Origin of the sequence: Streptomyces sp. H27-C3 (assembly GCF_030063415.1) — a bacterium.
In the GTDB taxonomy this organism is placed as follows: domain Bacteria; phylum Actinomycetota; class Actinomycetes; order Streptomycetales; family Streptomycetaceae; genus Streptomyces.
The window spans coordinates 109,639-133,957 of record NZ_JASITA010000003.1; the positions used below are offsets into that span (position 1 = coordinate 109,639).

Annotated in this window: 18 protein-coding genes; 15 read left to right on the forward strand and 3 right to left on the reverse strand. The window is 70.5% G+C overall.

Going from position 1 to position 24,319, the window contains the following annotated elements:
* Positions 1–238 precede the first annotated feature (238 nt).
* The 10 genes from gatC to QMK30_RS03870 all read left to right on the forward strand — a co-directional run bounded on the left by gatC (position 239) and on the right by QMK30_RS03870 (position 13,576).
* Positions 239–535, forward strand: a complete 297-nt coding sequence (gene gatC / locus QMK30_RS03825) for an Asp-tRNA(Asn)/Glu-tRNA(Gln) amidotransferase subunit GatC (RefSeq protein WP_015036350.1) — start codon at positions 239–241, stop codon at positions 533–535.
* 5 nt (positions 536–540) lie between these two features.
* On the forward strand, positions 541–2,034 hold the full coding sequence (gatA, locus tag QMK30_RS03830) for an Asp-tRNA(Asn)/Glu-tRNA(Gln) amidotransferase subunit GatA (protein WP_283515698.1): 1,494 nt from the start codon (positions 541–543) through the stop codon (positions 2,032–2,034).
* Positions 2,035–2,039: 5 nt separating this feature from the next.
* Complete coding sequence (locus tag QMK30_RS03835; protein ID WP_283515874.1) at positions 2,040–2,273, forward strand: hypothetical protein; 234 nt, start codon at positions 2,040–2,042, stop codon at positions 2,271–2,273.
* 16 nt (positions 2,274–2,289) lie between these two features.
* Entirely contained in the window at positions 2,290–3,798 is a 1,509-nt protein-coding gene (gene gatB / locus QMK30_RS03840) for an Asp-tRNA(Asn)/Glu-tRNA(Gln) amidotransferase subunit GatB (protein ID WP_283515699.1), read from the forward strand.
* A gap of 300 nt (positions 3,799–4,098) precedes the next feature.
* The gene (locus QMK30_RS03845; RefSeq protein ID WP_283515701.1) at positions 4,099–6,192 is read left to right on the forward strand and encodes a phosphocholine-specific phospholipase C; all 2,094 of its coding nucleotides are present in this window, start codon (positions 4,099–4,101) and stop codon (positions 6,190–6,192) included.
* Between the two features lie 274 nt (positions 6,193–6,466).
* Positions 6,467–8,680 (forward strand): MMPL family transporter, encoded by a 2,214-nt coding sequence (locus tag QMK30_RS03850; protein ID WP_283515702.1) that lies wholly within the window; start codon positions 6,467–6,469, stop codon positions 8,678–8,680.
* A gap of 76 nt (positions 8,681–8,756) precedes the next feature.
* Positions 8,757–9,323 (forward strand): GNAT family N-acetyltransferase, encoded by a 567-nt coding sequence (locus tag QMK30_RS03855; RefSeq protein WP_283515703.1) that lies wholly within the window; start codon positions 8,757–8,759, stop codon positions 9,321–9,323.
* A 35-nt stretch (positions 9,324–9,358) separates the two neighbouring features.
* Positions 9,359–10,018 carry a hypothetical protein gene (locus QMK30_RS03860; RefSeq protein ID WP_283515704.1) on the forward strand — a complete coding sequence of 220 codons (660 nt, stop codon included), beginning with the start codon at positions 9,359–9,361 and terminating at the stop codon, positions 10,016–10,018.
* Positions 10,019–10,185: 167 nt separating this feature from the next.
* Complete coding sequence (locus tag QMK30_RS03865) at positions 10,186–10,371, forward strand: hypothetical protein (RefSeq protein ID WP_283515705.1); 186 nt, start codon at positions 10,186–10,188, stop codon at positions 10,369–10,371.
* 10 nt (positions 10,372–10,381) lie between these two features.
* The gene (locus tag QMK30_RS03870) at positions 10,382–13,576 is read left to right on the forward strand and encodes a helix-turn-helix transcriptional regulator (RefSeq protein WP_502963057.1); all 3,195 of its coding nucleotides are present in this window, start codon (positions 10,382–10,384) and stop codon (positions 13,574–13,576) included.
* Here the strand turns inward: QMK30_RS03870 and QMK30_RS03875 are convergent.
* The 3 genes from QMK30_RS03875 to QMK30_RS03885 form a co-directional block, all read right to left on the reverse strand.
* Positions 13,509–13,709 carry a DUF6191 domain-containing protein gene (locus QMK30_RS03875; RefSeq protein WP_283515706.1) on the reverse strand — a complete coding sequence of 67 codons (201 nt, stop codon included), beginning with the start codon at positions 13,707–13,709 and terminating at the stop codon, positions 13,509–13,511. The genes QMK30_RS03870 and QMK30_RS03875 overlap by 68 nt on opposite strands.
* A 105-nt stretch (positions 13,710–13,814) precedes the next feature.
* Positions 13,815–15,035: a PQQ-dependent sugar dehydrogenase gene (locus tag QMK30_RS03880; RefSeq protein ID WP_283515707.1), complete on the reverse strand. Its 1,221-nt coding sequence runs from the start codon at positions 15,033–15,035 to the stop codon at positions 13,815–13,817.
* Between the two features lie 199 nt (positions 15,036–15,234).
* The gene (locus QMK30_RS03885) at positions 15,235–16,227 is read right to left on the reverse strand and encodes an aldo/keto reductase (protein WP_283515708.1); all 993 of its coding nucleotides are present in this window, start codon (positions 16,225–16,227) and stop codon (positions 15,235–15,237) included.
* Between the two features lie 90 nt (positions 16,228–16,317).
* Here QMK30_RS03885 and QMK30_RS03890 point away from each other — a divergent pair, with 90 nt between their 5' ends.
* The 5 genes from QMK30_RS03890 (at position 16,318) to ilvC (ending at position 24,272) form a co-directional block, all read left to right on the forward strand.
* Complete coding sequence (locus tag QMK30_RS03890) at positions 16,318–17,256, forward strand: 2-hydroxyacid dehydrogenase (RefSeq protein ID WP_283515709.1); 939 nt, start codon at positions 16,318–16,320, stop codon at positions 17,254–17,256.
* Between the two features lie 341 nt (positions 17,257–17,597).
* A complete protein-coding gene (locus QMK30_RS03895) occupies positions 17,598–20,462 on the forward strand; it encodes a putative bifunctional diguanylate cyclase/phosphodiesterase (protein ID WP_283515710.1) in 2,865 nt (954 codons plus the stop codon).
* Between the two features lie 204 nt (positions 20,463–20,666).
* On the forward strand, positions 20,667–22,526 hold the full coding sequence (locus QMK30_RS03900) for an acetolactate synthase large subunit (RefSeq protein ID WP_283515711.1): 1,860 nt from the start codon (positions 20,667–20,669) through the stop codon (positions 22,524–22,526).
* Positions 22,527–22,552: 26 nt separating this feature from the next.
* Positions 22,553–23,080: an acetolactate synthase small subunit gene (gene ilvN, locus QMK30_RS03905; RefSeq protein WP_283515712.1), complete on the forward strand. Its 528-nt coding sequence runs from the start codon at positions 22,553–22,555 to the stop codon at positions 23,078–23,080.
* 190 nt (positions 23,081–23,270) lie between these two features.
* The gene (gene ilvC, locus QMK30_RS03910; protein ID WP_283515713.1) at positions 23,271–24,272 is read left to right on the forward strand and encodes a ketol-acid reductoisomerase; all 1,002 of its coding nucleotides are present in this window, start codon (positions 23,271–23,273) and stop codon (positions 24,270–24,272) included.
* The last annotated feature ends 47 nt before the right edge of the window (positions 24,273–24,319 follow it).

Below are 24,319 nucleotides of genomic sequence, written 5' to 3' on the forward strand. Positions count from 1 at the left end.
AGCGCGTCGATCGGCCGCCTGGGAGCGGGTCCCCCAGCCGCGGGGGAGGGAGGCGAGCCGGCCCGGTCGCAGTGCGCCGAGCGGCCCCGGTGGAGTGCGTCCGCGGCCCTGCGTCGGCGGACTTGCCGGGGCGGAGCCGGGCATGATCGGGGTGCGGCGGCTCATCCGTGTATGGACATTGGACAGCGCCCCATAGGATTGGGCGAAAACCCACACACTCACCCCTGAGGATCGCTGCATGCCTGGCATCACGCGCGAGGAGGTCGCCCACCTCGCCCGGCTGGCGCGTCTGGAACTGAAGGGCGAAGAGCTCGATCACTTCGCCGGTCAGCTCGACGACATCATCGGCGCGGTCGCCCGCGTCTCCGAGGTCGCCGACCAAGACGTTCCACCGACCTCCCACCCGCTGCCGCTGACGAACGTCATGCGCGCGGACGAGGTCCGTCCGTCGCTCACCCCGGAGCAGGCCCTCTCCGGCGCCCCGGCCCAGGAGCAGCAGCGTTTCAAGGTGCCGCAGATCCTGGGGGAGGACTAATCACCATGACGGACATCATCAAGCTCACCGCGGCCGACACCGCCGCGAAGATCGCTTCCGGCGAGCTCACGGCAGTCGAGGTCACCGAGGCCCATCTGGCCCGTATCGAAGCGGTCGACGAGAAGGTGCACGCCTTCCTGCACGTCGACCGTAACGGCGCGCTGGCGCAGGCCCGCGCCGTCGACGAGAAGCGCGCCAGGGGCGAGAAGCTCGGCCCGCTGGCCGGTGTCCCGCTCGCGCTCAAGGACATCTTCACCACCCAGGGCATCCCGACCACCGTCGGATCGAAGATCCTCGAAGGCTGGATCCCGCCCTACGACGCGACGCTCACCAAGCGCCTCAAGGCCGCCGACGTCGTCATCCTGGGCAAGACCAACATGGACGAGTTCGCCATGGGGTCCTCCACCGAGAACAGCGCGTACGGCCCGACCGGCAACCCCTGGGACCTCACCAGGATCCCCGGCGGATCCGGCGGCGGCTCGTCCGCAGCGCTCGCCTCGTACCAGGCTCCCTTGGCCATCGGCACGGACACGGGCGGCTCCATCCGCCAGCCCGCGGCCGTCACCGGCACCGTCGGCGTCAAGCCCACCTACGGCGGCGTCTCCCGCTACGGCATGGTCGCCTTCTCGTCCTCCCTCGACCAGGGCGGGCCCTGCGCCCGTACGGTCCTGGACACCGCGCTCCTGCACGAGGTCATCGCCGGGCACGACCCGCTCGACTCGACCTCCATCGACGCCCCGGTCCCGCCGGTCGTCGAGGCCGCCCGCAACGGGTCGGTCCAGGGCATGCGCGTAGGCGTCGTCAAGCAGTTCCGCGGCGACGGCTACCAGGCCGGCGTCCTGCAGCGCTTCGACGAGTCCGTGGAGCTGCTGACGAAGCTGGGCGCGGAGATCGTCGAGCTGGACTGCCCGTCCTTCGACCTGGCGCTGTCGGCGTACTACCTGATCGCGCCGTCCGAGGCCTCGTCGAACCTGGCCCGCTTCGACGCCATGCGCTACGGCCTGCGGGTCGGCGACGACGGCACGAAGTCCGCCGAGGACGTCACCGCGCTCACCCGCGAGGCCGGCTTCGGCGACGAGGTCAAGCGCCGGATCATCCTGGGCACGTACGCGCTGAGCTCCGGCTACTACGACGCGTACTACGGCAGCGCCCAGAAGGTCCGTACGCTCATCACGCAGGACTTCGAGAAGGCCTTCGAGCGGGTCGACGTGATCGTTTCACCGACCACGCCCACCACCGCCTTCCCGATCGGTGAGCGCGCCGACGACCCGATGGCGATGTACCTCGCCGACCTGTGCACCATCCCGACCAACCTGGCGGGCAATGCCGCCATGTCGCTGCCCTGCGGCCTGGCGCCCGAGGACGGCCTGCCGGTCGGACTGCAGATCATCGCCCCCGCCATGAAGGACGACCGGCTTTACAAGGTCGGAGCTGCCGTCGAGGCGGCCTTCGTGGAAAAGTGGGGGCACCCGCTGCTTGAGGAGGCACCGTCGCTGTGAGCCCCATGCCCATCAAGGCCAAGGGATTCAAGAATTCCAAGGCCGCTACGTACCTGTCGATCGGCTCCACCGCCTTCGGCGCGATCAGCGTCGTCAAGCAGGCCCGTATGGCCCGCAAGGACAATGACACGCTCCGTCTCGTCGACGCCGCTGTCTCCGCCGCCGCCATCGTCACGGGCCTCACTCTGCTCTACCGAGAGCTGAAGAAGCTCGGCGACGACGACGTCCTGCTGGGCTGAGAGGGAAAGTTTCACCGTGACCGTCACTGAACTGGTGTCGTACGAGGACGCCCTCGCGACCTACGACCCCGTCATGGGCCTGGAGGTCCATGTCGAACTCGGCACCAAGACCAAGATGTTCTGCGGCTGCTCCACGGAGCTGGGCGCGCCCGCCAACTCGCAGACCTGTCCGACCTGTCTCGGTCTGCCCGGAGCGCTGCCGGTTGTCAATGAGATCGGCATCGAGTCGGCCATCAAGATCGGCCTCGCGCTGAACTGCGAGATCGCCGAATGGTGCCGCTTCGCCCGGAAGAACTACTTCTATCCGGACATGCCGAAGAACTTCCAGACCTCCCAGTACGACGAGCCGATCGCCTTCAACGGCTATCTGGACGTCCAACTGGAGGACGGCGAGATCTTCCGGGTGCAGATCGAGCGCGCCCATATGGAGGAGGACACCGGGAAGTCGCTGCACGTCGGCGGCGCCACCGGCCGAATCCACGGCGCGTCGCACTCCCTGCTCGACTACAACCGGGCCGGCATCCCGCTCATCGAGATCGTCACCAAGCCGATCGAGGGCGCGGGGGCGCGAGCACCCGAGGTCGCCAAGGCGTACGTCGCCGAACTGCGTGAGCTCATCAAGGCGCTCGACGTCTCCGAGGCCCGCATGGAGCAGGGCCAGATGCGCTGCGACGTGAACCTGTCGCTGCGTCCACACGGCCGCGAGCTGTTCGGTACGCGCTCGGAGACGAAGAACGTCAACTCGCTGCGCAGCGTGGAGCGGGCGGCGCGTTACGAGATCATGCGGCACGCCGCCGTTCTCAACGCGGGCGGCACGATCGTCCAGGAGACCCGGCACTTCCACGAGGAGGACGGCTCCACCACGGCCGGCCGCATCAAGGACAACGCCGAGGACTACCGGTACTTCCCGGAGCCCGACCTGGTCCCCGTCGCCCCGGCCCGTGACTGGGTCGAGGAGCTCCGGCAGGGCCTTCCCGAGCTGCCGCGGCTGCGCCGCAAGCGGCTGCGCGAGGAGTGGACCGTCTCCGAGCACGACATGCAGTCGATGCTCAACGCCGGCGCCATCGACCCGATCGTCGCGACGATCGCCGAGGGCGCGGACGCGGCTTCGGCCCGCAAGTGGTGGATGGGCGAGCTGGCCCGTAACGCCAACGAGTCGGGCCGCGACCTCGGATCGCTGCCCGTCACCCCGGCCCAGGTCGCGCGCGTCAGCGCCCTGGTCAAGGAGGGCTCGCTCAACGACAAGCTGGCTCGCCAGGTCTTCGAGGGTGTCCTCGCGGGCGAGGGCGGTCCCGACGAGGTCGTCGAGAAGCGCGGCCTCAAGGTCGTCTCGGACGAGGGTGCGCTCGGCACGGCCGTCGACGAGGCCATCGCGGCCAACGCGGGAATCGCGGACAAGATTCGCAGCGGCAAGGTCGCGGCGGCGGGCGCGCTCGTCGGCGCGGTCATGAAGACCACCCGGGGCCAGGCGGACGCGGCACGCGTGCGTGAGCTGATTCTTGAGCGGCTTGCCCCGAAGGAATGACAGAGAATCCGGGCGTCGAGGGCTGAGCCCACGGCTCCCCTCGCGCGAGGGCGGTACTGCGGCTGCGGCCGGGGTACCGCCCTCGCGCGTTTCCCCGGCCGTACGCGGCACGGGCGGCACCCCGGACCGGTCCCGTATGCCCGTGTCGGTGTCGGTGTCGGTGTCGTGGACTCTCCGCATCAACTCTTGGACGTTCATCGGTGCGCCGTGCACGCGTCTTCCCTCTGTCACCGAAGGTGACTACCGTCCCGGCCGTAACAGGTAATGAGAAATCGGTAACACCGGACTCGGGAGGACCACTTGGACACTGACCTTTCACGGCGGCGACTGTTCGCGCTCGGCGGGGGCGCACTCGGGGCGGCGGCCGCGGGGTCGCTGCTGCCGCCGTCGCTGCAGACCGCGCTCGCGGCGCAGCCCTCGTCCGGCGGCCTGCGGACCGTCAAGCACGTAGTCGTCCTGATGCAGGAGAACCGGTCCTTCGACCACTACTTCGGGACCCTGCGAGGCGTGCGCGGATTCGGCGACCGCAACGCCGTCGAACTGCCCTCGGGCAAGCCGGTCTTCGAACAGCCGGGGCCGCTGCGTACCGTGCTGCCCTTCCCGGTGCGGGACGCGGCCGACGCACAGAAGAAGGACCTCCAGTACATCGGCGACCTGGACCACTCGTGGGGCGGCGGCGCCAAGGCCTGGAACGAGGGGTGGATGGACGGCTGGGTGTCGGCCAAGACCGCCGCCACCATGGCCCACTACGACCGCCGGGACCTGCCGCTGCACTACGAGCTCGCGGACACCTTCACCATCTGCGACGCCTACCACTCCTCGATCCATACGTCGACGAGCCCGAACCGCAACCATCTGTGGAGCGGCTGGACCGGCTTCGAGGCCGACGGCAGCCGGGCCGTGACCAACGCCGCGTACGCCGAGGGCACCCACCCCGGCTACGCGTGGCCGACGTACGCGGAGCGGCTGGAGAAGGCCGGTCACAGCTGGCAGACGTACGCGGAGTGGGAGAACTTCACCGACAACAACATCGAGTTCTTCACGACCTTCAAGAAGATCGCCCGCAAGGCGCTCACGAAGGCCGGCGACTTCACGTTCATGGAGGCCTTCTACGCGAAGGTCCGCGAGGCCGCCGACGCCACGGAGCGCGAGCGGCTGCTCGCGGCGCTGGAGGAGGGGGTCGCCACCCTGACGAAGAAGGAGCGCTCGCTGTTCGAGCGTGGGCTGCGGCGCGTCGAGACCGGTGGTCTCGCGGACCGCTTCCGGGCCGATGTGGCGGCGGACCGGCTGCCCGAGGTGTCCTACCTGGTGCCGTCGGCGGTCGACTCCGAGCACCCCGGCGCCTCGTCGCCGATCGCCAGCGCCTCGCTGGTCTACAAGGTCCTGGACGCGCTCGGTTCGCACCCCGATGTGTGGCGGCACACCGTCGTGCTCATCAACTACGACGAGAACGACGGGTTCTTCGATCACGTACCGCCGCCCGTCCCGCCCGCGGACAACACCGACGAGCGCTGGCAGGGGAAGCCGACGGGGCTCGGCATCCGGGTCCCGATGCTGGTCGTCTCGCCGTGGACGGTCGGCGGCTATGTCTGCTCCGAGGTCTTCGACCACACCTCGGTGATCCGCTTCCTGGAGCAGTGGACGGGGGTGCGCGAGCCCAACATCACGCCTTGGCGGCGCACGGTCACCGGCGACCTGACCTCGGCCTTCGACTTCAGGCGCGGCCGCTCGCTGCCCGATGTTGAGCAGCCGGGCGCGATCCCGCCGTTCACCGGGCGCTGGCGTCCCGCGCCGCCGCTGGAGCAGCGCATGCCCGTGCAGGAGGAGGGGACGCGGCCCGCGCGCCCGCTGCCGTACCAGCCGGATGCGGACGGCAGGGTGCACGACGCCGTCTTCAAGGTCGCACTCAGTAACCGGGGGCGCGCGAGCGCGCACTTCGCGCTCTATCCGTACGCCGGAGAGTTCGCCGTTCCGCAGCACCGGGACGTAAGGAGCGAGGCGCAATGGCGGGTGCCCCTTACCGGGGACGCCTACCGCTTCACGATCACCGGCCCGAACGGCTTCCGCCGAGAGTTCGCCGGCTCGAAGACGGGCCGCGCCGAGGTCTCCTCGTACATCGGGGTACGCGACCGCGAACTGCACCTCACCCTCGTCAACCGGGGCCGGACCGCGCTCACCTTCGAGCTGCGCACCCTCGCGTACGCCGACGAGAACGGCCGTCACGACCGGCCGCGCCGGATCGTGGTGAGGCCGGGCCGCAACCGCACCGTCGTGCACGACGCCGACGACGCGCACGGCTGGTACGACCTGGAGCTCACCGCCGCGGGCGACGGCGGCTTCCGCAGGCGCCTGATGGGGCACATCGAGAACGGGCGCGCGAGCGTCTCCGGCTGAGGCCGCCCGTCCGCGGCGTTCCGCCCGTCCGTAGCGTTCCGCGGACAGGGGGCGCAGCCTCGGGGGGAGCGCGGCGCGAGGTAGTGCGCGGGGAGCCGGGAAGCGTGATCCTGGCTCCCATGCGCCCCCTGTGAGGGGACGCACGCCCCTGTGAGTAAGCGCACGAAAGGGACAAATGATCACGTTTGGCTGCCAGAGTGGCGGGGCGTAGGTCAAGCGTTCTTTGCGGGCTGTTCCCGGTAAAGATCCACGAACCACCCAGGGAGCAAGTCCGTTGGCAGCTATCGCCCGGTGGTGCATCAGGCACCGTCTCGTCGCAGTTCTGCTCTGGTTGCTCGCCCTCGGCGGAGTCTCCACGGCCGCGGCCCTCGCCGGCTCCGCGTACTCCAACGACTACGACGTCCCCGGCACCGAGTCGGGCCGGGCCACCGCCCTCCTCGACGCGGGCTTCCCCGGCAGCGGCGGCGACAGCAACACCGTCGTGTGGCACACCGACAGCAACATCACCGTCCGCGCCGCAGGCGTCGAGCAGCGGATGACGGACGCCCTGGACACCATCGCGGACCTCCCCGGCATCGCGAGCGTCACCGGCCCGTACGGGCCCGGGGGCGCGGGACAGGTCAGCGCCGATGGGCACACCGCCTACGCGACCGTCACCTTCGACGCGCAGGCCGACGAGATCCCGAAGGCGCAGGCCCAGGCGCTCGTGGACACCGCGAAGGACGCGGCGGACAACAAGCTCCAGGTCGAGCTCGGCGGCAGCGCCGTCGCCCTCACCGAAGCGGGCAGTGCGCACCTCAGTGAGGTCGTCGGGATCGTCGTCGCGGCCGTCGTCCTCTTCCTCGCCTTCGGCTCGTTCGCCGCCAGCCTGCTGCCCATCGCCACCGCACTGGTCAGCGTCGGAACGGCGTACGCGGGCATCGTGCTGCTCGGTCACGTCATGACGGTCGCCGACTTCGCGCCGATGCTCGGCATGCTGGTCGGCCTCGGCGTCGGCATCGACTACGCCCTGTTCATCGTCACCAGGCACCGCAGAGGGCTGCGCCGCGGCCTGACCGTCGCCGAGGCCGCCGCGAACGCCGTAGCGACCACCGGACGCGCCGTTGTCTTCGCCGGCGCCACCGTCTGCATCGCCCTGCTGGGCATGTTGATCCTGCGCCTGAGCTTCCTCAACGGCGTCGCGATAGCCGCCTCGCTCACCGTGGTCCTCACTGTCGCCGCGGCCGTCACCCTGCTGCCCGCGCTGCTGTCCCTGATCGGCACGAAGGCCCTCAGCCGCCGCGAACGCAGGCAGCTCGCCGAGCACGGCCCGCAGCCCGAACCGCCCACCGGGTTCGCCGCCCGCTGGTCCGGGTTCGTCGAGCGTCACCCCAAGCTGCTCGGCGCGGTCGCCGCCGTCGTGATGCTGGTCCTCGCGCTGCCCACCCTCTCGCTGCACCTGGGCACCTCCGACCAGGGCAACAACCCGGCATCCTCGACGACCCGCAGCGCCTACGACCTGCTCGCCGACGGCTTCGGGCCCGGCGGCAACGGCCCGCTGACCCTCGTCGCCCAGGTGGACGGCGCCGCCGACCGGGCAGCCATGGACACCCTCCGGGCCACCCTGCGGGGCACCGAGGGCGTCGCATCCGCGAGCCCGGTCACGTACAACAGCGGCGGCGACACGGCCCTGCTGACCGTCGTACCGGACTCGTCGCCGCAGTCCCAGCACACCAGTGACCTGGTCGACCGGCTCCGCGACGACGTCCTGCCGCAGGCCGAGCAGGGCACTTCGCTCCAGGTGTACGTCGGCGGGGTGACGGCGAGCTACGACGACTTCGCCGAGATCATCATCGGCAAGCTGCCGCTCTTCGTCGGCGTCGTCATCGCGCTCGGCTGCGCCCTGCTGCTGGTCGCCTTCCGCAGCATCGGCATCCCGCTCAAGGCCGCCCTGATGAATGTGCTCGCCGTGGCCTCCTCCTTCGGGATCGTCGTGGCGGTCTTCCAGTGGGGATGGGGGAGCGAGCTGCTGGGGCTCGGCAGCGCGGGCCCGATCGAGCCCTTCCTGCCGGTGATCATGGTCTCGGTGCTCTTCGGCCTTTCGATGGACTACCAGGTGTTCCTGGTCAGCCGAATGTACGAGGAGTGGCTGGAGACCGGCGACAACCGGCGGTCGGTGCGCGTCGGCCTGGCCGAGACCGGCCGCGTGATCAACTCCGCCGCCGTCATCATGATCGCGGTCTTCCTCGCCTTCGTGCTGAGCGGCGACCGGGTCATCGCGATGTTCGGCATCGCACTCGCGGCGGCCGTCGCCCTGGACGCCTTCGTGCTGCGCACGCTCCTGGTGCCCGCCCTGATGCACATGCTCGGCGGGGCGAACTGGTGGCTGCCCAAGTGGCTCGACCGGATCCTGCCGCGGATAAGCATTGAGCCGCCGGACTGCCGCCGTGCGACGATTTCCGCGCCCCGCGCGCGCGAGGCGGACCGGACCGATCAGCTCGTGCACTGACGCACCGGGCGCACGAGCCATCAGCAGGCCATGAGCCGTGGTCATCAGTAGTGGCCATCAAGAGTGGAGGACAACGATGTTCGCGACATCCCTGGGCGACGGCGCCCGGCTGGGGCCCTTGGAGCCGTGGCAGGCCGGAGAGTTCCTCGCCCACATGGACCGCGGCCGCGAGTACGTCGGCCAGTACGTCGGGCTGCCCGACGCCGTCACGGACCTCGGATCGGCGCGCGCCTACCTCCAGTCGTACGCCGACAAACAGGCCGCGGACGCCGGCCGGATCCACGGCATCCGGCTCGACGGAAAGCTCGTCGGCGGTGTCCTGTTCCGGACCTTCGACGCGGCGGGCGGGAACTGCGAGGCGGGCTGCTGGCTGGAGCCTTCCGCCGTGGGGCACGGCCTGGTCACGCGCGCCGCACAGGTACTGATCGACTGGGCGGTGGAGGAGCGCGGCATGCACCGCGTCGAGTGGGTGGTGTCCTCCGCGAACACCGCCAGCGTCAACGTGGCGCAGCGGCTGGGGATGACCCGTGACGGCGTACTGCGCGAGAGCTACGCGTACCGTGGCGTACGTCACGACATGGAGGTCTGGTCGGTCCTCGCCCCGCAGTGGCGGGAGCGACAGGGGCGACGCGAGCAGCGTTAAGACAGCTCTCAGAATCGGCGCCTAGCGTGCGGTGTATGACAGCCACCGCCAAGTCCAAGACCGATGAAGCAGCCTCCCCCACAGACGAACTCGCCCCGGTCGACGTAGTCGCCGCCGACGAAGCAGCTGCCGAAGAGGCCGAGGAAGTAGCGAAGGCCGAAAGGGCCGCGGAGAAGGACGGCAGCGCCGTCACCGTCGAGGACGCCGAAGATGACGACATCGCGGACGACGACGAGGAAGTGGCGCCGCGCGTCTCCTCCGGCGTCGCGGCCGGCGCCGCCGCCGTGGTCTCGGCCGCCCTCGGTCTCTCCGCCCTCACCGGGACCTGGACCAGCCGCCTCGCCGCCGAGCGCGAGACCCTCATGGGCCAGCTCACCACCACCCAGACCAGCAGCCCCGCCGACCAGATCGCCGCGGTCTACGGCAACGCCTGGCACACCACCGCCCTCGTCAACGGCGGCTTCGCGCTGCTCGCCCTCGTCGTCGGCATCGTGGTCCTGATCCGCCCCGCCTTCGGCACCCCCGGCATCAGCAAGCAGGCCGGCTGGATCCGCTCCGTCGCCTGGGCCGGCGTCGCCATCGGCGTCGTCGGGATCATCCTGTCGCTGGGCATGTACTTCGACCTGTTCGCCTCCATGCCTACGCCGCCCCCGGCCGCCCCGGGTGCCGGAGCAGGTGCCGGAGCAGGTTCGTAAGGCCGCAACCTCCGGGGCCTTAGGCGACGTACGCACTCCACGTACGTCGCCTAAGGCCCTTCGTGCTGCCCATATGCGGCACTCTCCCGATGTGCCGTACCCCCCTGGGAAACGAGAGTTGAGGCATCGCACCGAGCGATACCGACAACCTCACCGGGGAGCACGCGATGTTCGTTCACGAGATCCAGAAGATCAACCAGGCCGAGCTCATCCGCCGGGCCGACCAGGCCCGCCTCGTACGGCAGGCCGTCGCCGCCCGCCGTGCCGCTCGCCGGGCCGGCCGTCGATCGGCGGAGAACGCCCCCGAGGGGCCGGTGAGTTCGCTGCGCGGCCGCTTCGCCCGCGCCGCGTAACGGCCGCGCGATGACCGCCGTACCGCTGACTGCCGCACCACTGACCGTCGTGCCGGTCACGGGCGGCGCACCGGCCGCGCTGTCGGACCTCTGTGCGATGCTCAGCGATGTGGATACCAAGTCCGTCAGCCCGGTGTTCGTCGGCCGAGCCGACGAACTGGCCCAACTCACCGACGCGCTCGCCCGCGCCACCGCGGGCGAGCCGCAGACCCTGCTCGTGGGCGGTGAGGCCGGGGTCGGCAAGACCCGCCTCATCGAGGAGTTCCTCTCGGCGGCCTGCCGCGAAGGCGTGGTCGTCGCGGAGGGCGGCTGCGTCGAAATCGGCGCGGAGGGGCTGCCGTTCGCCCCGTTCTCCACCGCGCTGCGCGCCCTGCGCCGCCGCCTCCCCGACGAAGTCGCCACCGCCGCCGCGGGCCAGGAGGGCGAGCTGGCCAGGCTGCTGCCCGAGCTGGGGGAGACCACGCGCGGTCAGCACACCGAGGACGGCATGACGCGCCTCTTCGAGCTGACGGTCCGCCTGCTGGAGCGGATAGCCACCGACCGGCCCGTCGTCCTGGTCCTGGAGGACCTGCACTGGGCCGACGCCTCGACCCGCCACCTCCTCGAATACATCTTCCGTACGCTGCGCCGGGGCCGCCTGGTCGTGGTCGGCACCTACCGCGCGGACGACATCCACCGCCGCCACCCCCTGCGCCCCCTCCTCGCCGAGCTGGACCGGCTGCGCACCGTGCGCCGCCTGGAGCTCTCCCGCTTCAACCGCGCCGAGGTGCACCGCCAGCTGACGGGCATCCTCGCCGCCGAACCGGCACCCGACCTGGTCGACGAGGTCTTCGCCCGCTCCGACGGCAACGCGTTCTTCGTCGAGGAACTGGCCACCGCGGCCGGCCAGGGCTGCCGCACCGGCCTCACCGAATCCCTGCGCGACCTGCTGCTCGTACGGGTCGAAGCACTGCCCGATGACGCCCAGAAGGCCGCCAGGATCGTCGCCGAAGGCGGCTCCACCGTCGAGTACCCGCTGCTGCTCGCCGTCGCCCGCCTCGCCGAGGACGACCTCATCGAGGCACTGCGGGCCGCCGTCGGCGCCAAGCTGCTGCTCGCGACCCCGGACGGCGACGGCTACCGCTTCCGGCACTCACTGGTGCGCGAGGCCGTCAGCGACGACCTGCTGCCCGGCGAGCGCTCCCGCCTCAACCGGCGCTACGCCGAGGCGCTGGAGGCCGACCCCTCACTCGTACGCTCCGACGAACGCTCCACCCGCCTCGCCAGCTACTGGTACGCCGCCCACGATGCCGCCAAGGCGCTGCCCGCGGTGCTCCGTGCCTCCGTCGAGGCCCGCCGCCGGCACGCCTACTCCGAGCAACTGCGGCTGCTTGAGCGGGCGATGGAGCTGTGGGACGACGCCCCCGACGAGGTCCGCGCCGTACTGCGCCCCATCGACTACGCCGAGGTCTACCCGGCCTGCGGACCCAGCTGCGACTGCGACCCCGAGAACACCCCGCTGAGCTATCTCGACCTGATGGCCGAGGCGACGATCGCGGGCCGGTTCGGTGGGGAGCGCGAGCGGGCTCTGAAGATCGCCAAGAAGGCGGTCCGGCTGTTGCACGACGAGAGCAGTGACGACTCCCTGCGCGCTGCCTGGTTCTGGCTCCAGCGCTCGAAGCTCATCTCGACCCTGGCGCGCGGCGACGGCTGGGCGGAGCTCAGCACCGCGCAGGAACTGGTACGCGGCCTGCCGCCGTCCGCCGTCCACGCGGAGGTCCTGGTGCACGTCGCGTCCTGGGGCATGCTGCACGAGCCCGGCCCCGACACCATCGCCGCCGCCGAACAGGCCGTGGAGTACGCACGGATGGTCGGTGTCGAGGAGACCGAGCTCTCCGCCCGGCTCACTCGCGCCGGCCTGACGGTCGACGCCGGCGACATCGAGGGCGGCCTCGCTGAGCTGTATACCGTCAGTGAGCGGGCCGCCGAGCTGGGTCTGACCAAGCTGGTGAGCCGCTGCCACGTCAACATCCCCTCGCATCTGGAGGCCCTGGGACGGTCCGGGGAAGCGGTCGAAACCGCCACCGCAGGCGTCACGTACACCCGGAAGTACGGGCTGGTGGACAGCGAGGCCTGGGTCCGGGGGAATCTGGCCGAGTCGCTCTTCTCGCTCGGCCGCTGGGACGAGTCGGCCGAGCAGGCCGACCGCATCGAGCGCGCCCGCCCCAGCAGCAAGCCGCGGGGAGCCGCCGCCTGGCGGCTGGCCGAGCTGACCCTGGCCCGCGGTGATGTGGCCGCGGCGGCCCAGCAGCTGGCGATCGCCAACGGCCACTACGGCAGCCACGACCCGATGCCCCAGCACTCCATCCCGCTGGGCCGGGTCGAGCTGGGCCTCGCGGCGGCCAACGGCCGCGTCCTGGACGTCCGCGCCGCCCTGGCGCGCGGCGCCACGGCGGGTTTCCCGCTCGGCACACACCGCTACGCCTGGCCGCTGCTGCTGGAGGCCGCCGTCGCCGAGGCGGAGGCCCGCGGGCTCCCAGTGGCGGAAGCGGGCCGGGCCGAAGCGCTGGCGGTGATCCGCGCCGGGGCCAAGCGCCTCGCCACACCGGTGCCGCTCTGGTGCGCGTACGCGCGCTGGGTACAGGCCGAGCTGCGCCGGGCCGAGGGCCGCGACACCCCGGACGACTGGGCCGAGGTCGTCACCGAGCTTGAGCCGCTCGACCGTCCGTACGACCTCGCCCGGGTCCGGCTGCGCCGGGCGGAAGCCCTGCTCACGGCCTCGGGGCCGGCCGGCCCCGACGCCGATGCGCGCGACCGGGCGACGGAGCTGCTGCGGGGTGCCCACGCCGTCGCCGAGCGGCTGGGCGCCCGCCCGCTCGGCGAGAGCATCGCCCTGCTCGCCCAGCGTGCCCGGCTGCCCCTGACCCCGGCCACCGTGCTCCCTGCCCCCGCCGAGGGCGCGGCGGGCTCGCTGGGGCTGACGCCGCGCGAGCAGGACGTCCTGCGCCTGGTCGCGGCGGGCCGCAGCAACCGGCAGATCGCCGAGGAGCTCTACATCTCACCCAAGACGGCGAGCGTCCACGTCTCCAACATCCTCGGCAAGCTGGGCGTCGCGGGCCGCGGTGAGGCGGCGGCCGTGGCGCACCGGCTGCGGCTCTTCACTGACGTGCCGGCCCAGGATCGCCAGGATCGTCGGACGGGTCGGGTGGATCAGGCAGCCGTATGACGACCTTCCCGGAGGTGAGGTCCATCCGGCCTCGCCCCGGGTCGCTGTCGCCCAGGTCGACCCGGCTCTGGGCGAGCCGGTTGCGTTCGTCGTCGGTGTGCTTGCGCCCCGGTGCGAAGAATTCCTCGAACATGCGGCCCCCTGTCTCGGGTTCTCCGCTCCAGCGTAGACAACCCGTCCCGGAAACGGGCAAAGGGGGAAGGAGCAGGGGGCACGGGGCCTGAGGTGGGCGCTGCGCCTACTTCACCTCCAGCCTCAGGATCTTGTCGTCCTCCGGCTCCGGCGTCCCCCGGCTGTCCGTCTCGTTCGTGACCAGCCACAGCTGGTCGCCGCCCGCCGCCACCACCGTGCGCAGCCGCCCGTGCTCGCCCGCCAGGAACGGCTCGGGGTCGGCCACCGGCTCGGTTCCCGCCAGCGGAATCCGCCACAGCCGCTCGCCCCGCAGACCCGCCATCCAGATCGAGCCCTCGGCGTACGCGATACCGCTCGGCGAGGCCTCGGACGTCTTCCACTGCGCGACCGGGTCCACGAACCCGTCCCGGTTTCCCTCGCCCTCCACCTCGGGCCAGCCGTAGTTCTTGCCCGGCTGGATCTGATTGAGCTCGTCCCAGGTGTTCTGGCCGAACTCCGCGGCCCACAGCCGCTTCTCGGAGTCCCAGGCCAGCCCCTGAACATTGCGGTGCCCGTACGAGTAGACGACCGAGTCCGCCTCCGGATTGCCGTGCACGGGGTCGCCGTCCGGGGTCATCCGCAGGATCTTCCCGGCCAGTGACTTCTTGTCCTGCGCCAGCCCGTCCTCACCCGTCTCGCCGGTCCCCGCGTACAGCATCCCGTCCGGGCCGAAGGCGATCCGGCCACCGTTGTGGATGGTCCCCTTCGGGATGCCCTTGAAGATCGTGTCGGGTGCGCCCAACTGCTGCCCCGCCGGCTTCTTCTCGTCGTACTGCATGCGGGCGATGCGGTTGTCGGACGCGGTGGTGAAGTACGCGTAGACCATGCCGTCGGTGGCGAAGTCGGGGGAGACGGCCAGGCCCATCAGGCCGCCCTCACCGGCCGGTGAGGACCCGCCGACCGAACCGGCCTCGGTCTTCTTGCCGGTCTCGCCGTCCACCCGGGTGATCGTGCCCTCGTCGCGCGAGGAGACCAGCAGGTCGCCTTCCGGCAGCGGAGCCAGCCCCCAGGGCGACTTGAGGCCCTCGGTGAGCGTGCCCGCCACCTTCACCGAGCCCTTCGCGGGCGGTGGTTCGGCCTCGGCCCCGCTCTTCGGCGGCGAGGATGACGGCGAGGCCGTCCCGTTGCCCGACGGAGTGGACGCCGAGCTCCTGTCTCCGCCGGGCGTCCCCTCCTGCGGGTCCGAGCAGCCCGCCGCGAGCAGGAGGGCGGAGGCAGTCAATACAGCTGTCACAGCAGGTCGTTGCACGGTACAGATCCCTTCGACGGCACCAGCTCTACTGTTCATACACCGCTGCCGCGCCCAAGGTTCCCGATCATCCGGTCCGACTACTCACTCCCACGCACCACGGCGCCCGCCCGTGGCGCCGCCGATCACTCCCGGGAACCGGTCTCGCCGCCGCTCAGCCCCACGCCACGAATCAGCGCGCCGCCGGTGTTGCCGCCACCCGGTCCCGCGCGGCACGGCTCGTCCCGTGTTCCCGCGCTCAGTCCCAGGAACCGCGCGCGGCCGGCAGCGCCGCGATCTCCGCGAAGTCCTCCGCCGTCAGCCGCAGCCCGGCCGCCCCCGCGTTCTGCGTCACCCACTGCTCCCGCTTGGCGCCCGGCACGGGCACCACCTGCCGTCCGCAGCCCAGCACCCACGCCAGCGCGACCTGTGCCGGTGTCGCCGCGTGCCGCTCCGCGATCCGCCGCAGCCCCGCCACCACCGGCTGGTTCGCCGCCATCATCTCGGCGGTGAACCGCGGATGACGGGCGCGTACGTCGTCGGGCTCGAAGCCCTGACCCGGCTTCAGCGTCCCGGTGAGGAAGCCGTTGCCCAGCGGCATCGCGGCCAGAAAACCGATCCCGTGCGCCTCGCACCACGGCAGCAGCGACGCCAGCGCGTCCGGCGACCACACCGAGAGCTCGGCCTCCACCGCGCTGACCGGAAAGACCTGCTGCAACCGCCGCAGCTGCCGGATCGTCCCGTCGTGCAGCGGTGCGCCGGAGCGCCGCGAGGCCCGCGCGCCCACCGCGCACACCCCGAGCGCCCGCACCTTCCCCGCCCGCACCAGGTCCGCCATCGCGCCCCAGGTCTCCTCGACCGGCACCTCCGGATCGGGCCGGTGCAACTGGTAGAGGTCGATCACATCGGTCTGCAACCGCCGTAGTGAGGCGTCACAGGCCCGCCGAATGTACCCGGGCCGCCCATTGGCCACGATGTGCTGGTCCCCGACGAGCAGCCCGCACTTGGTCGACACGAAGGCATCCGCGCGCCGCTCCTTGAGGACCCGTCCCACCAACAGTTCATTGGTGAAGGGCCCATACATGTCGGCCGTGTCGAGCAGGCTCGACCCCTGGTCGAGCGCGGCGTGCACGGTACGCGACGACCTGTCCCCGCGCTGCTGCGAGCCGGTGTACGCCCAGCTCATCGGCATGCATCCGAGTCCGATCGCGCCCACTTCGAGGGCTGTCGCACCGATTGTCCTGCGCTCCAACTGCCCGTACCCCTCCCTCTGCCGCTCCCCAAAGCTAACCCCCGCGCCACCCCGCTCTTCGCACAGCCCTCTTCGCATAACCTCCTGACCATGGCTTCTGACGTATGGCTCCCTTTTCGGGCCGATGAGATCGACGGGCTCCCCGAGGGCCTCAACTACCACTTCTGGGACGGCGACAAGAACTACCCCGCCGACCCGGCGGACTGCGACTTCCACGTCGTCCCGTACCTGAAGGGCCCCGAGGTCGCGGTGCGTCCTCTCGCCGCGATGACGAAGGTGCGCGTCGTCCAGACCCTCTCCGCGGGGATCGACCACGTCCTGCCGGGACTTGGCGACCTGCACGCGGGCGTGCGGCTCTGCAACGCGAAGGGCGTGCACGAGGCCAGTACCGCCGAGCTCACCCTCGCCCTGATCCTCGCCTCACTGCGCGGCATCCCCCGCTTCGTACACGGCCAGGACAAGCAGGAATGGCGGGAGGGCTTCTACCCCGCCCTCGCCGACAAGTCCGTCCTGATCGTCGGCTACGGATCGATCGGTGCCGCCATCGAGGACCGGCTCACGCCCTTCGAGTGTGCGCGGGTGGCGCGCGTCGCGCGCTCCGCCCGGACAACAGAGCGCGGGCCCGTGCATCCACTGGCGGAGCTGCCCGAACTGCTCCCGACAGCCGATGTGGTGATCCTTTCCACCCCCCTCACCGACGACACCCGGGGCCTGGTGGACGCCGGTTTCCTGTCCCGCATGAAGGACGGGGCGCTGCTGGTGAACGTCGCACGCGGACCCGTCGTCGACACCCGGGCCCTCCTCGCCGAACTGGAATCGGGCCGGCTGTGCGCCGCTCTCGACGTCACCGACCCCGAGCCGCTCCCCGCAGGCCACCCGCTGTGGCACGCCCCCGGACTTCTCATCAGCCCCCATGTCGGCGGCAGCACCTCGGCGTTCGCGCCCCGCGCCAAGCGCCTGCTGGCCGACCAGCTCACCCGGTTCGCCGCCGGGGAACCGCTGCACAACATCGTCCTCACCACGGGCTGAGGGCGACGCAGACCGGACACCCCGAAGGCGTCCGCGGACACGCTCCGAAGCCGCCCGGACGCACCGATTTTCAGCCAAACCCCCGCCCGTTACGCAGAGTAGAGAACCTATGTCCCTGAGTGACGGGACTGGTGTATCGTCCCGACCAAGGGGCTGCGCCGCGCACCACCACGGCGCTGGGGAGCGAACGGACTGTGAGGGGGGCGACGGGCGATGCACGGCCAATGGGCGAACAATCCGACGCAGCGGGGCCACCTACGACAACCCTCGTGCGATCCGAGGGCCAGACCGGGCCCGCACCGGCTCCGGGCGTCCCGGGGTCCGGGCTCCCTGGTGGCCCGGTGACCGCCCCGGGAGCACTCCTCACCCGGCGGCCGGTCTCCGGCAGCGGAGCGGGGCTGCACTCCCAGCTTCTTCTGGCACTGATCTGCGGAGGCTATGCCGCTGGCGCTGCCCTCGGCTGGGGATCCCCGGAACTCGCCCTCTTCATGGGCGACTTCGGCCTCGCAGTCGCCGCCTTGATCGCCGCGGTGTCCTGTTTCCTCTACGCGCGCGCGAGAGAGAGCCGCTTTCGGCCGGCCTGGCTGCTGTTCTCCGTCTCCTCCGCGATGGCCGCCTGCGGCAACGCGGTCTGGGGCTGGTACGAGGTCGTGCTGGAGATCGAGGTCCCCTCGCCCTCCTTCGCCGACTTCTTCTTCCTCTGCTTCGGGCCGCCCGCCATCGTCGGGCTGCTCGTCCTCGCCAAGCGGCCCGTCACCCGGGCCGGCTGGGTCTGCCTCGCGCTGGACTCCTGGCTCATCGGCGGCTCGCTGCTCACCCTTTCCTGGAGCCTCGCCCTCGCGCACACGGCGCACTTCCAGGGCGAGAGCGTGTCCCACGCCGCGCTCTCCCTCGCCTATCCGCTGCTCGACATCGCGCTGGTCAGCATGGTCCTCGCGCTGCACTTCCGGCGGTCCAACGCCAACCGCGCCGCGATCAACACCGCCATCGCCGCCCTCGCCATGACCGTCCTGTGCGACGCGCTGTTCACCTCGCCCCTACTGCGTGAGAACTACCGCTCGGGCCAGCTTCTCGACGCGGGCTGGTTCGCCGGCTCGCTGCTCCTCGCCTACGCGCCCTGGGGCGCGCGTCGCGCGGGGCAGTGGGGGGAGGACGCTCCGTACCACCGGGGCACCCGCAGTCCCGGCAGCCGGCCCATCGGCGGCTCCCTGGCCGCCCTCACGCCGTATCTCGCCGCCGCGGTCTGCACGCTCGGCATCCTCTACAACGTGACCGAGGGCCGCCGCGTCGACCGCGTGGTGGTCTTCACCGGATGCACGGTCGTGCTCGCGCTGGTCGTGCGCCAGGGCATCATGCTCGTCGACAACATCTCCCTCACCCAGGAGCTGGCGCAGAAGGAGAACCACTTCCGCTCCCTGGTCCAGGGATCGAGCGACGTCATCATGATCGCCGCGCCCACCGGGATCCTGCGGTACGTCAGCCCGGCCGCCTCCGGGGTCTACGGGCGGGACGCCGAGGAGCTGATCGGCTCCGAGCTCGCCTCGCTGATCCACCCCGAGGATCTGGGCCGCGTGGTCCATGAGGTGCGCCGCTTTCTGGCCACTCCACCGTCGGAGGAACCGACCACCCGTATGGAGTGCCGCTTCAAATCGGGTACGGGGGAGTGGCTCAATGTCGAGTCCACGGTCAACCGCCACCAGGGCGGCCTGATCTTCAACAGCCGCGACGTGACCGAACGGGTTCGCCTGCAGGCGCAGTTGCAGCACAACGCCGAGCACGACCCGCTCACCGACCTGCCCAACCGCGCCCTGTTCACCGCGCGCGTCCGTCAGGCGCTGGGCGGACGCCGGGTCTGCGATCCGGGCACCGCCGTGCTCTACATCGACCTCGACGGATTCAAGGCGGTGAACGACACCATCGGTCATCAGGCAGGCGACGAGCTGCTGATCCAGGCCGCCCGCCGCCTCCAGGACTCCGTACGGTCCGGGGACACCGCGGCCCGGCTGGGCGGTGACGAATTCGCCGCGCTGATCCTGGGCGAGGGCTCCCACGACCAGGCCTCACGGGAGTGCCAGGTGCACGAGATCGCCGACCGGCTGCGGCTGATGCTCTCCCAGCCGTACAAGATCGACGGCCATGAGGTGCGGGTCGCCGCGTCCATCGGGGTGGCCTTCGCCGAGCACGGCGTCACCCCCACGGACCTGATGCGCAACGCCGACCTCGCCATGTACCGCGCGAAGGCGGGCGGCAAGGACCGGGTCGAGCTGTACGCACCGCAGATGCAGGCCGAGGTAGTCCGCAAGACCGAGCTGGCCGCCCGACTGCGCACCGCGTTGAACGAGGGCGAGTTCGCGCTGCTCCACCAGCCGGTGGTGAGCCTCACCACCGGCCGGGTCGCCGCCGTCGCCGCCCAGGCCCGCTGGCGCTCCACCCAGGGCATCCTCTTCACGCCCGCCGAGTTCCTGCGGGGCGCCGACGACAACGACCGCACCGCCGAGCTGGGCCGCTGGCTGCTGGAGGAGGCCGTCGAGCAGGCCGCCGAGCGCAACCGCGCGGGCCACCCGGTGCCCGTCGCGGTCCGGCTCTCGGCGCGCAGGCTGGTGGACCGGTCCATGCCGCTCGGCTCGATCGAGGCCCTCCTCACCCGGCACGGGCTGCCGTCGGGGGCCCTGATGATCGAGCTGGCCGACAGCGACCCGCGGTTCTCCTTCGATGAGCTGGAGCGGCGCCTGGTGGCGCTGCGCAGGCTCGGCGTCCGTATCGCGCTGGACGGCTTCGGCAGTGGCTATGCCGCCATCAACGCACTGCGCAGGCTCCCCATCGACGTACTGAAACTGGACCGCGGTCTGGTCGAGGGCGTCGTGGAGTCCGCCAGGCTGCACAAGATCACCAGTGGGCTGCTCCGGATCGCCGGCGACCTCGGCATGCAGTCCGTGGCGGACGGCGTGGACGTACCCGAGCAGGTGATCGCCCTGCGCTCCATGGGCTGCACCCATGGCCAGGGCATGGCCTTCTCCGGGCCGCTCGACGAGTACCGGCTGCGCCGCGCGCTGGTGCGCGGCGACTTCTCGGTGCCCGGAGGCGCGCCGGAGCCGGTGCTGGTGGGCGGATCACTTCCCGTACGGCATGTGGGCGCGACCGGAAGCGACGCGCTCACACATACTCCGATGCGTTCAAATACTGAGACGCCCGTCCCACCTACTTGACAGGCACCGGGCGCCGGAGGGAAGGTCAGTGCCATGCGCACCCGAATTCTCGTACTTGGAAAGCGCGTCGGCTGAAGCAGGGCATGACCAAGGCCCTGCTGACCACACTCGACGCGCTCCCCTCGCTTGCCTCCCGGCACGAGGGGTTTTTTGTTGCACTGGCACCTCCCAAACCCTCGTAAAACCCTCAGCTTCGAGAAGAGAATGCCGATGACCGAGCAGGCCACCGGGGCCCACCATCCGCAACCGCGGCCCCGCACCGGCGGACAGCACGTCGCCACTGTCGAGCACGTGACGGGCGCGCAGTCGCTCATCCGCTCCCTCGAGGAAGTCGGGGCCGACACGGTATTCGGCATTCCCGGCGGTGCGATCCTCCCCGCGTACGACCCGCTGATGGACTCCTCGAAGGTCCGCCACATCCTCGTCCGGCACGAGCAGGGCGCGGGTCACGCGGCAACCGGCTACGCCCAGGCGACCGGCAAGGTCGGGGTGTGCATGGCGACCTCGGGCCCCGGCGCCACCAACCTGGTCACCCCGATCGCCGACGCCCACATGGACTCCGTCCCGCTGGTCGCGATCACCGGCCAGGTGGCCTCCAAGGCCATCGGCACGGACGCCTTCCAGGAGGCGGACATCTGCGGCATCACGATGCCGATCACCAAGCACAACTTCCTGGTCACCAAGGCCGAGGACATCCCGCGGACCATCGCCGAGGCGTTTCACATCGCCGCGACGGGACGCCCCGGGCCGGTCCTGGTCGACATCGCCAAGGACGCCCTCCAGGCCCGCACCACCTTCAGCTGGCCGCCCACCAACGACCTGCCCGGCTACCGCCCGGTGACCAAGCCGCACGCCAAGCAGATCCGCGAGGCCGCCAGGCTGATCACCCAGGCCAAGCGGCCCGTGCTGTACGTCGGCGGCGGCGTCATGAAGGCCGGCGCCACCGCCGAACTGAAGGTCCTCGCAGAGCTCACCGGAGCACCCGTCGCCACCACCCTCATGGCGCTGGGATCCTTCCCCGACAGCCACCCCCTGCACGTGGGAATGCCCGGTATGCACGGTGCGGTCACCGCCGTCACCGCACTGCAGAAGTCCGACCTGCTCATCGCGCTCGGCACCCGGTTCGACGACCGGGTCACGGGCAAGCTGGACAGCTTCGCGCCGTACGCCAAGATCATCCACGCGGACATCGACCCCGCCGAGATCGGCAAGAACCGCGCCGTGGACGTGCCGATCGTCGGCGACGCCCGCGAGGTCATCGCCGACCTGGTGCAGGCCGTCCAGGCCGAGCACACGGAGGGCAACACCGGCGACTACACCGCCTGGTGGAAGGACCTCAACCGCTGGCGCGACACCTACCCGCTCGGCTACGACCTGCCCGAGAACGGCCAGCTGTCGCCGCAGCAGGTCATCGAGCGCGTCGGACAACTCGCCCCGGAAGGAACGATCTTCGCGGCGGGCGTCGGCCAGCACCAGATGTGGGCCTCGCACTTCATCCAGTACGAGCAGCCCTCGACCTGGCTCAACTCGGGCGGCGCCGGAACGATGGGGTACGCGGTCCCCGCCGCGATGGGCGCCAAGGCCGGCATGCCCGACCGTACGGTCTGGGCGATCGACGGCGACGGCTGCTTCCAGATGACCAATCAGGAACTGACCACCTGCGCGCTCAACAACATCCCGATCAAGGTCGCCATCATCAACAACGGCGCCCTCGGAATGGTCCGCCAGTGGCAGACCCTGTTCTACAACCAGCGTTACTCCAACACCGTGCTGCACAGCGGCCCGGACGCCGACGGCAAGCAGCCGAGCGCGGGCACCCGCGTCCCGGACTTCGTCAAGCTGTCGGAGGCCATGGGCTGTTACGCGATCCGCTGTGAGGACCCGGCCGACCTCGACAAGGTCATCGCCGAGGCCAACTCCATCAACGACCGCCCCGTCGTGATCGACTTCATCGTCCACGAGGACGCCATGGTGTACCCGATGGTCGCCGCAGGCACCTCCAACGACGAGGTCATGGCCGCCCGCGGGGTCCGCCCCGACTTCGGCGACAACGAAGACGACTGAGAAGACGAGAGAGAGACTTCAAGCCCATGTCCAAGCACACACTCTCCGTCCTGGTCGAGAACAAGCCGGGTGTCCTCGCGCGGATCACGGCCCTGTTCTCCCGCCGCGGGTTCAATATCGACTCCCTCGCGGTGGGCACCACCGAGCACCCCGACATCTCGCGCATCACGATCGTGGTGAACGTGATTGAGGCGCTGCCGCTGGAGCAGGTCACGAAGCAGCTCAACAAGCTCGTCAACGTACTGAAGATCGTTGAGTTGGAGTCCGGCGCCGCGGTCCAGCGCGAGCTCGTCCTGGTGAAGGTCAGGGCCGACAGCGAGACGCGCTCGCAGATCGTCGAGATCGTCCAGCTGTTCCGCGCCAAGACCGTGGACGTCTCGCCGGAGGCCGTCACCATCGAGGCGACCGGCGGCGCCGACAAGCTCGAAGCGATGCTCAAGATGCTGGAGCAGTACGGCATCAAGGAGCTCGTCCAGTCCGGCACGATCGCCATAGGGCGAGGCTCCCGGTCCATCACGGACCGCAGCCTGCGATCGCTGGACAGGTCCGCGTGACCGCGGTGTCCGTGCGGTGCCGCTTCCGGCGGCTCGCACGGCGCCTGGTCCTGCTGTTCCCCTGAGCCCTGCTGTTCGCAGCGTCCCTGTTGTTCGCATGGCGAGACCCAAGAACCCCCGCCCCCATCCCGCCGTACGGTGGGACGCAAACAGCGTCAATTCCAAGACGTGCACACCAAGGAGAATCCCAGTGGCCGAGCTGTTCTACGACGACGATGCCGACCTGTCCATCATCCAGGGCCGCAAGGTCGCGGTCATCGGATACGGCAGTCAGGGGCATGCCCACGCGCTGTCGCTGCGCGACTCGGGTGTCGACGTCCGAGTCGGTCTGCACGAGGGTTCGAAGTCCAAGGCCAAGGCCGAGGAGCAGGGCCTGCGCGTCGTCACCGTCGCCGAGGCCGCCACCGAGGCCGACGTCATCATGATCCTCGTCCCGGACCCGCTGCAGGCCGAGATCTACGAGGCGTCCATCAAGGACAACCTCAAGGCCGGCGACGCGCTGTTCTTCGGCCACGGCCTGAACATCCGCTTCGACTTCATCAAGGCCCCCGAGGGCATCGACGTCTGCATGGTCGCCCCCAAGGGCCCCGGCCACCTGGTCCGCCGCCAGTACGAGGAAGGCCGCGGCGTTCCGTGTATCGCGGCCGTCGAGCAGGACGCGACCGGCAAGGCCTTCGCGCTCACGCTCTCCTACGCCAAGGCCATCGGCGGCACGCGTGCGGGCGTCATCAAGACGACCTTCACCGAGGAGACCGAGACCGACCTGTTCGGTGAGCAGGCCGTTCTCTGCGGTGGTACGGCAGCCCTGGTCAAGGCCGGTTTCGAGACCCTGACCGAGGCCGGTTACCAGCCGGAGATCGCGTACTTCGAGTGCCTCCACGAGCTCAAGCTGATCGTGGACCTGATGTACGAGGGTGGCCTGGACAAGATGCGCTGGTCGGTCTCCGAGACCGCCGAGTGGGGCGACTACGTCACCGGCCCCCGCATCATCACCGACCAGACCAAGGTCGAGATGAAGAAGATCCTCACCGAGATCCAGGACGGCACCTTCGCCAACAACTGGATGGCCGAGTACCACGGCGGTCTGAAGAAGTACAACGAGTACAAGAAGGCGGACAGCGACCACCTCCTCGAGACCACCGGCAAGGAGCTCCGCAAGCTCATGAGCTGGGTCGACAACGAAGAGGCGTAAGCCTTCCGCCCGAGGGGCCGCGGCAGCCGCCGCGGCCCCTCGGGCAC

Coding starts and splice junctions, on each gene's coding strand:
- ilvN (WP_283515712.1), top strand. CDS start 22,553: ATGTCCAAGCACACACTCTCCGTCCTGGTCGAGAACAAGCCGGGTGTC.
- QMK30_RS03880 (WP_283515707.1), bottom strand. CDS start 15,035: ATGAACAGTAGAGCTGGTGCCGTCGAAGGGATCTGTACCGTGCAACGA.
- QMK30_RS03890 (WP_283515709.1), top strand. CDS start 16,318: ATGGCTTCTGACGTATGGCTCCCTTTTCGGGCCGATGAGATCGACGGG.
- QMK30_RS03870 (WP_502963057.1), top strand. CDS start 10,382: ATGACCGCCGTACCGCTGACTGCCGCACCACTGACCGTCGTGCCGGTC.
- gatA (WP_283515698.1), top strand. CDS start 541: ATGACGGACATCATCAAGCTCACCGCGGCCGACACCGCCGCGAAGATC.
- QMK30_RS03860 (WP_283515704.1), top strand. CDS start 9,359: ATGACAGCCACCGCCAAGTCCAAGACCGATGAAGCAGCCTCCCCCACA.
- QMK30_RS03865 (WP_283515705.1), top strand. CDS start 10,186: ATGTTCGTTCACGAGATCCAGAAGATCAACCAGGCCGAGCTCATCCGC.
- QMK30_RS03900 (WP_283515711.1), top strand. CDS start 20,667: ATGCCGATGACCGAGCAGGCCACCGGGGCCCACCATCCGCAACCGCGG.
- QMK30_RS03875 (WP_283515706.1), bottom strand. CDS start 13,709: ATGTTCGAGGAATTCTTCGCACCGGGGCGCAAGCACACCGACGACGAA.
- gatC (WP_015036350.1), top strand. CDS start 239: ATGCCTGGCATCACGCGCGAGGAGGTCGCCCACCTCGCCCGGCTGGCG.
- QMK30_RS03835 (WP_283515874.1), top strand. CDS start 2,040: ATGCCCATCAAGGCCAAGGGATTCAAGAATTCCAAGGCCGCTACGTAC.
- QMK30_RS03855 (WP_283515703.1), top strand. CDS start 8,757: ATGTTCGCGACATCCCTGGGCGACGGCGCCCGGCTGGGGCCCTTGGAG.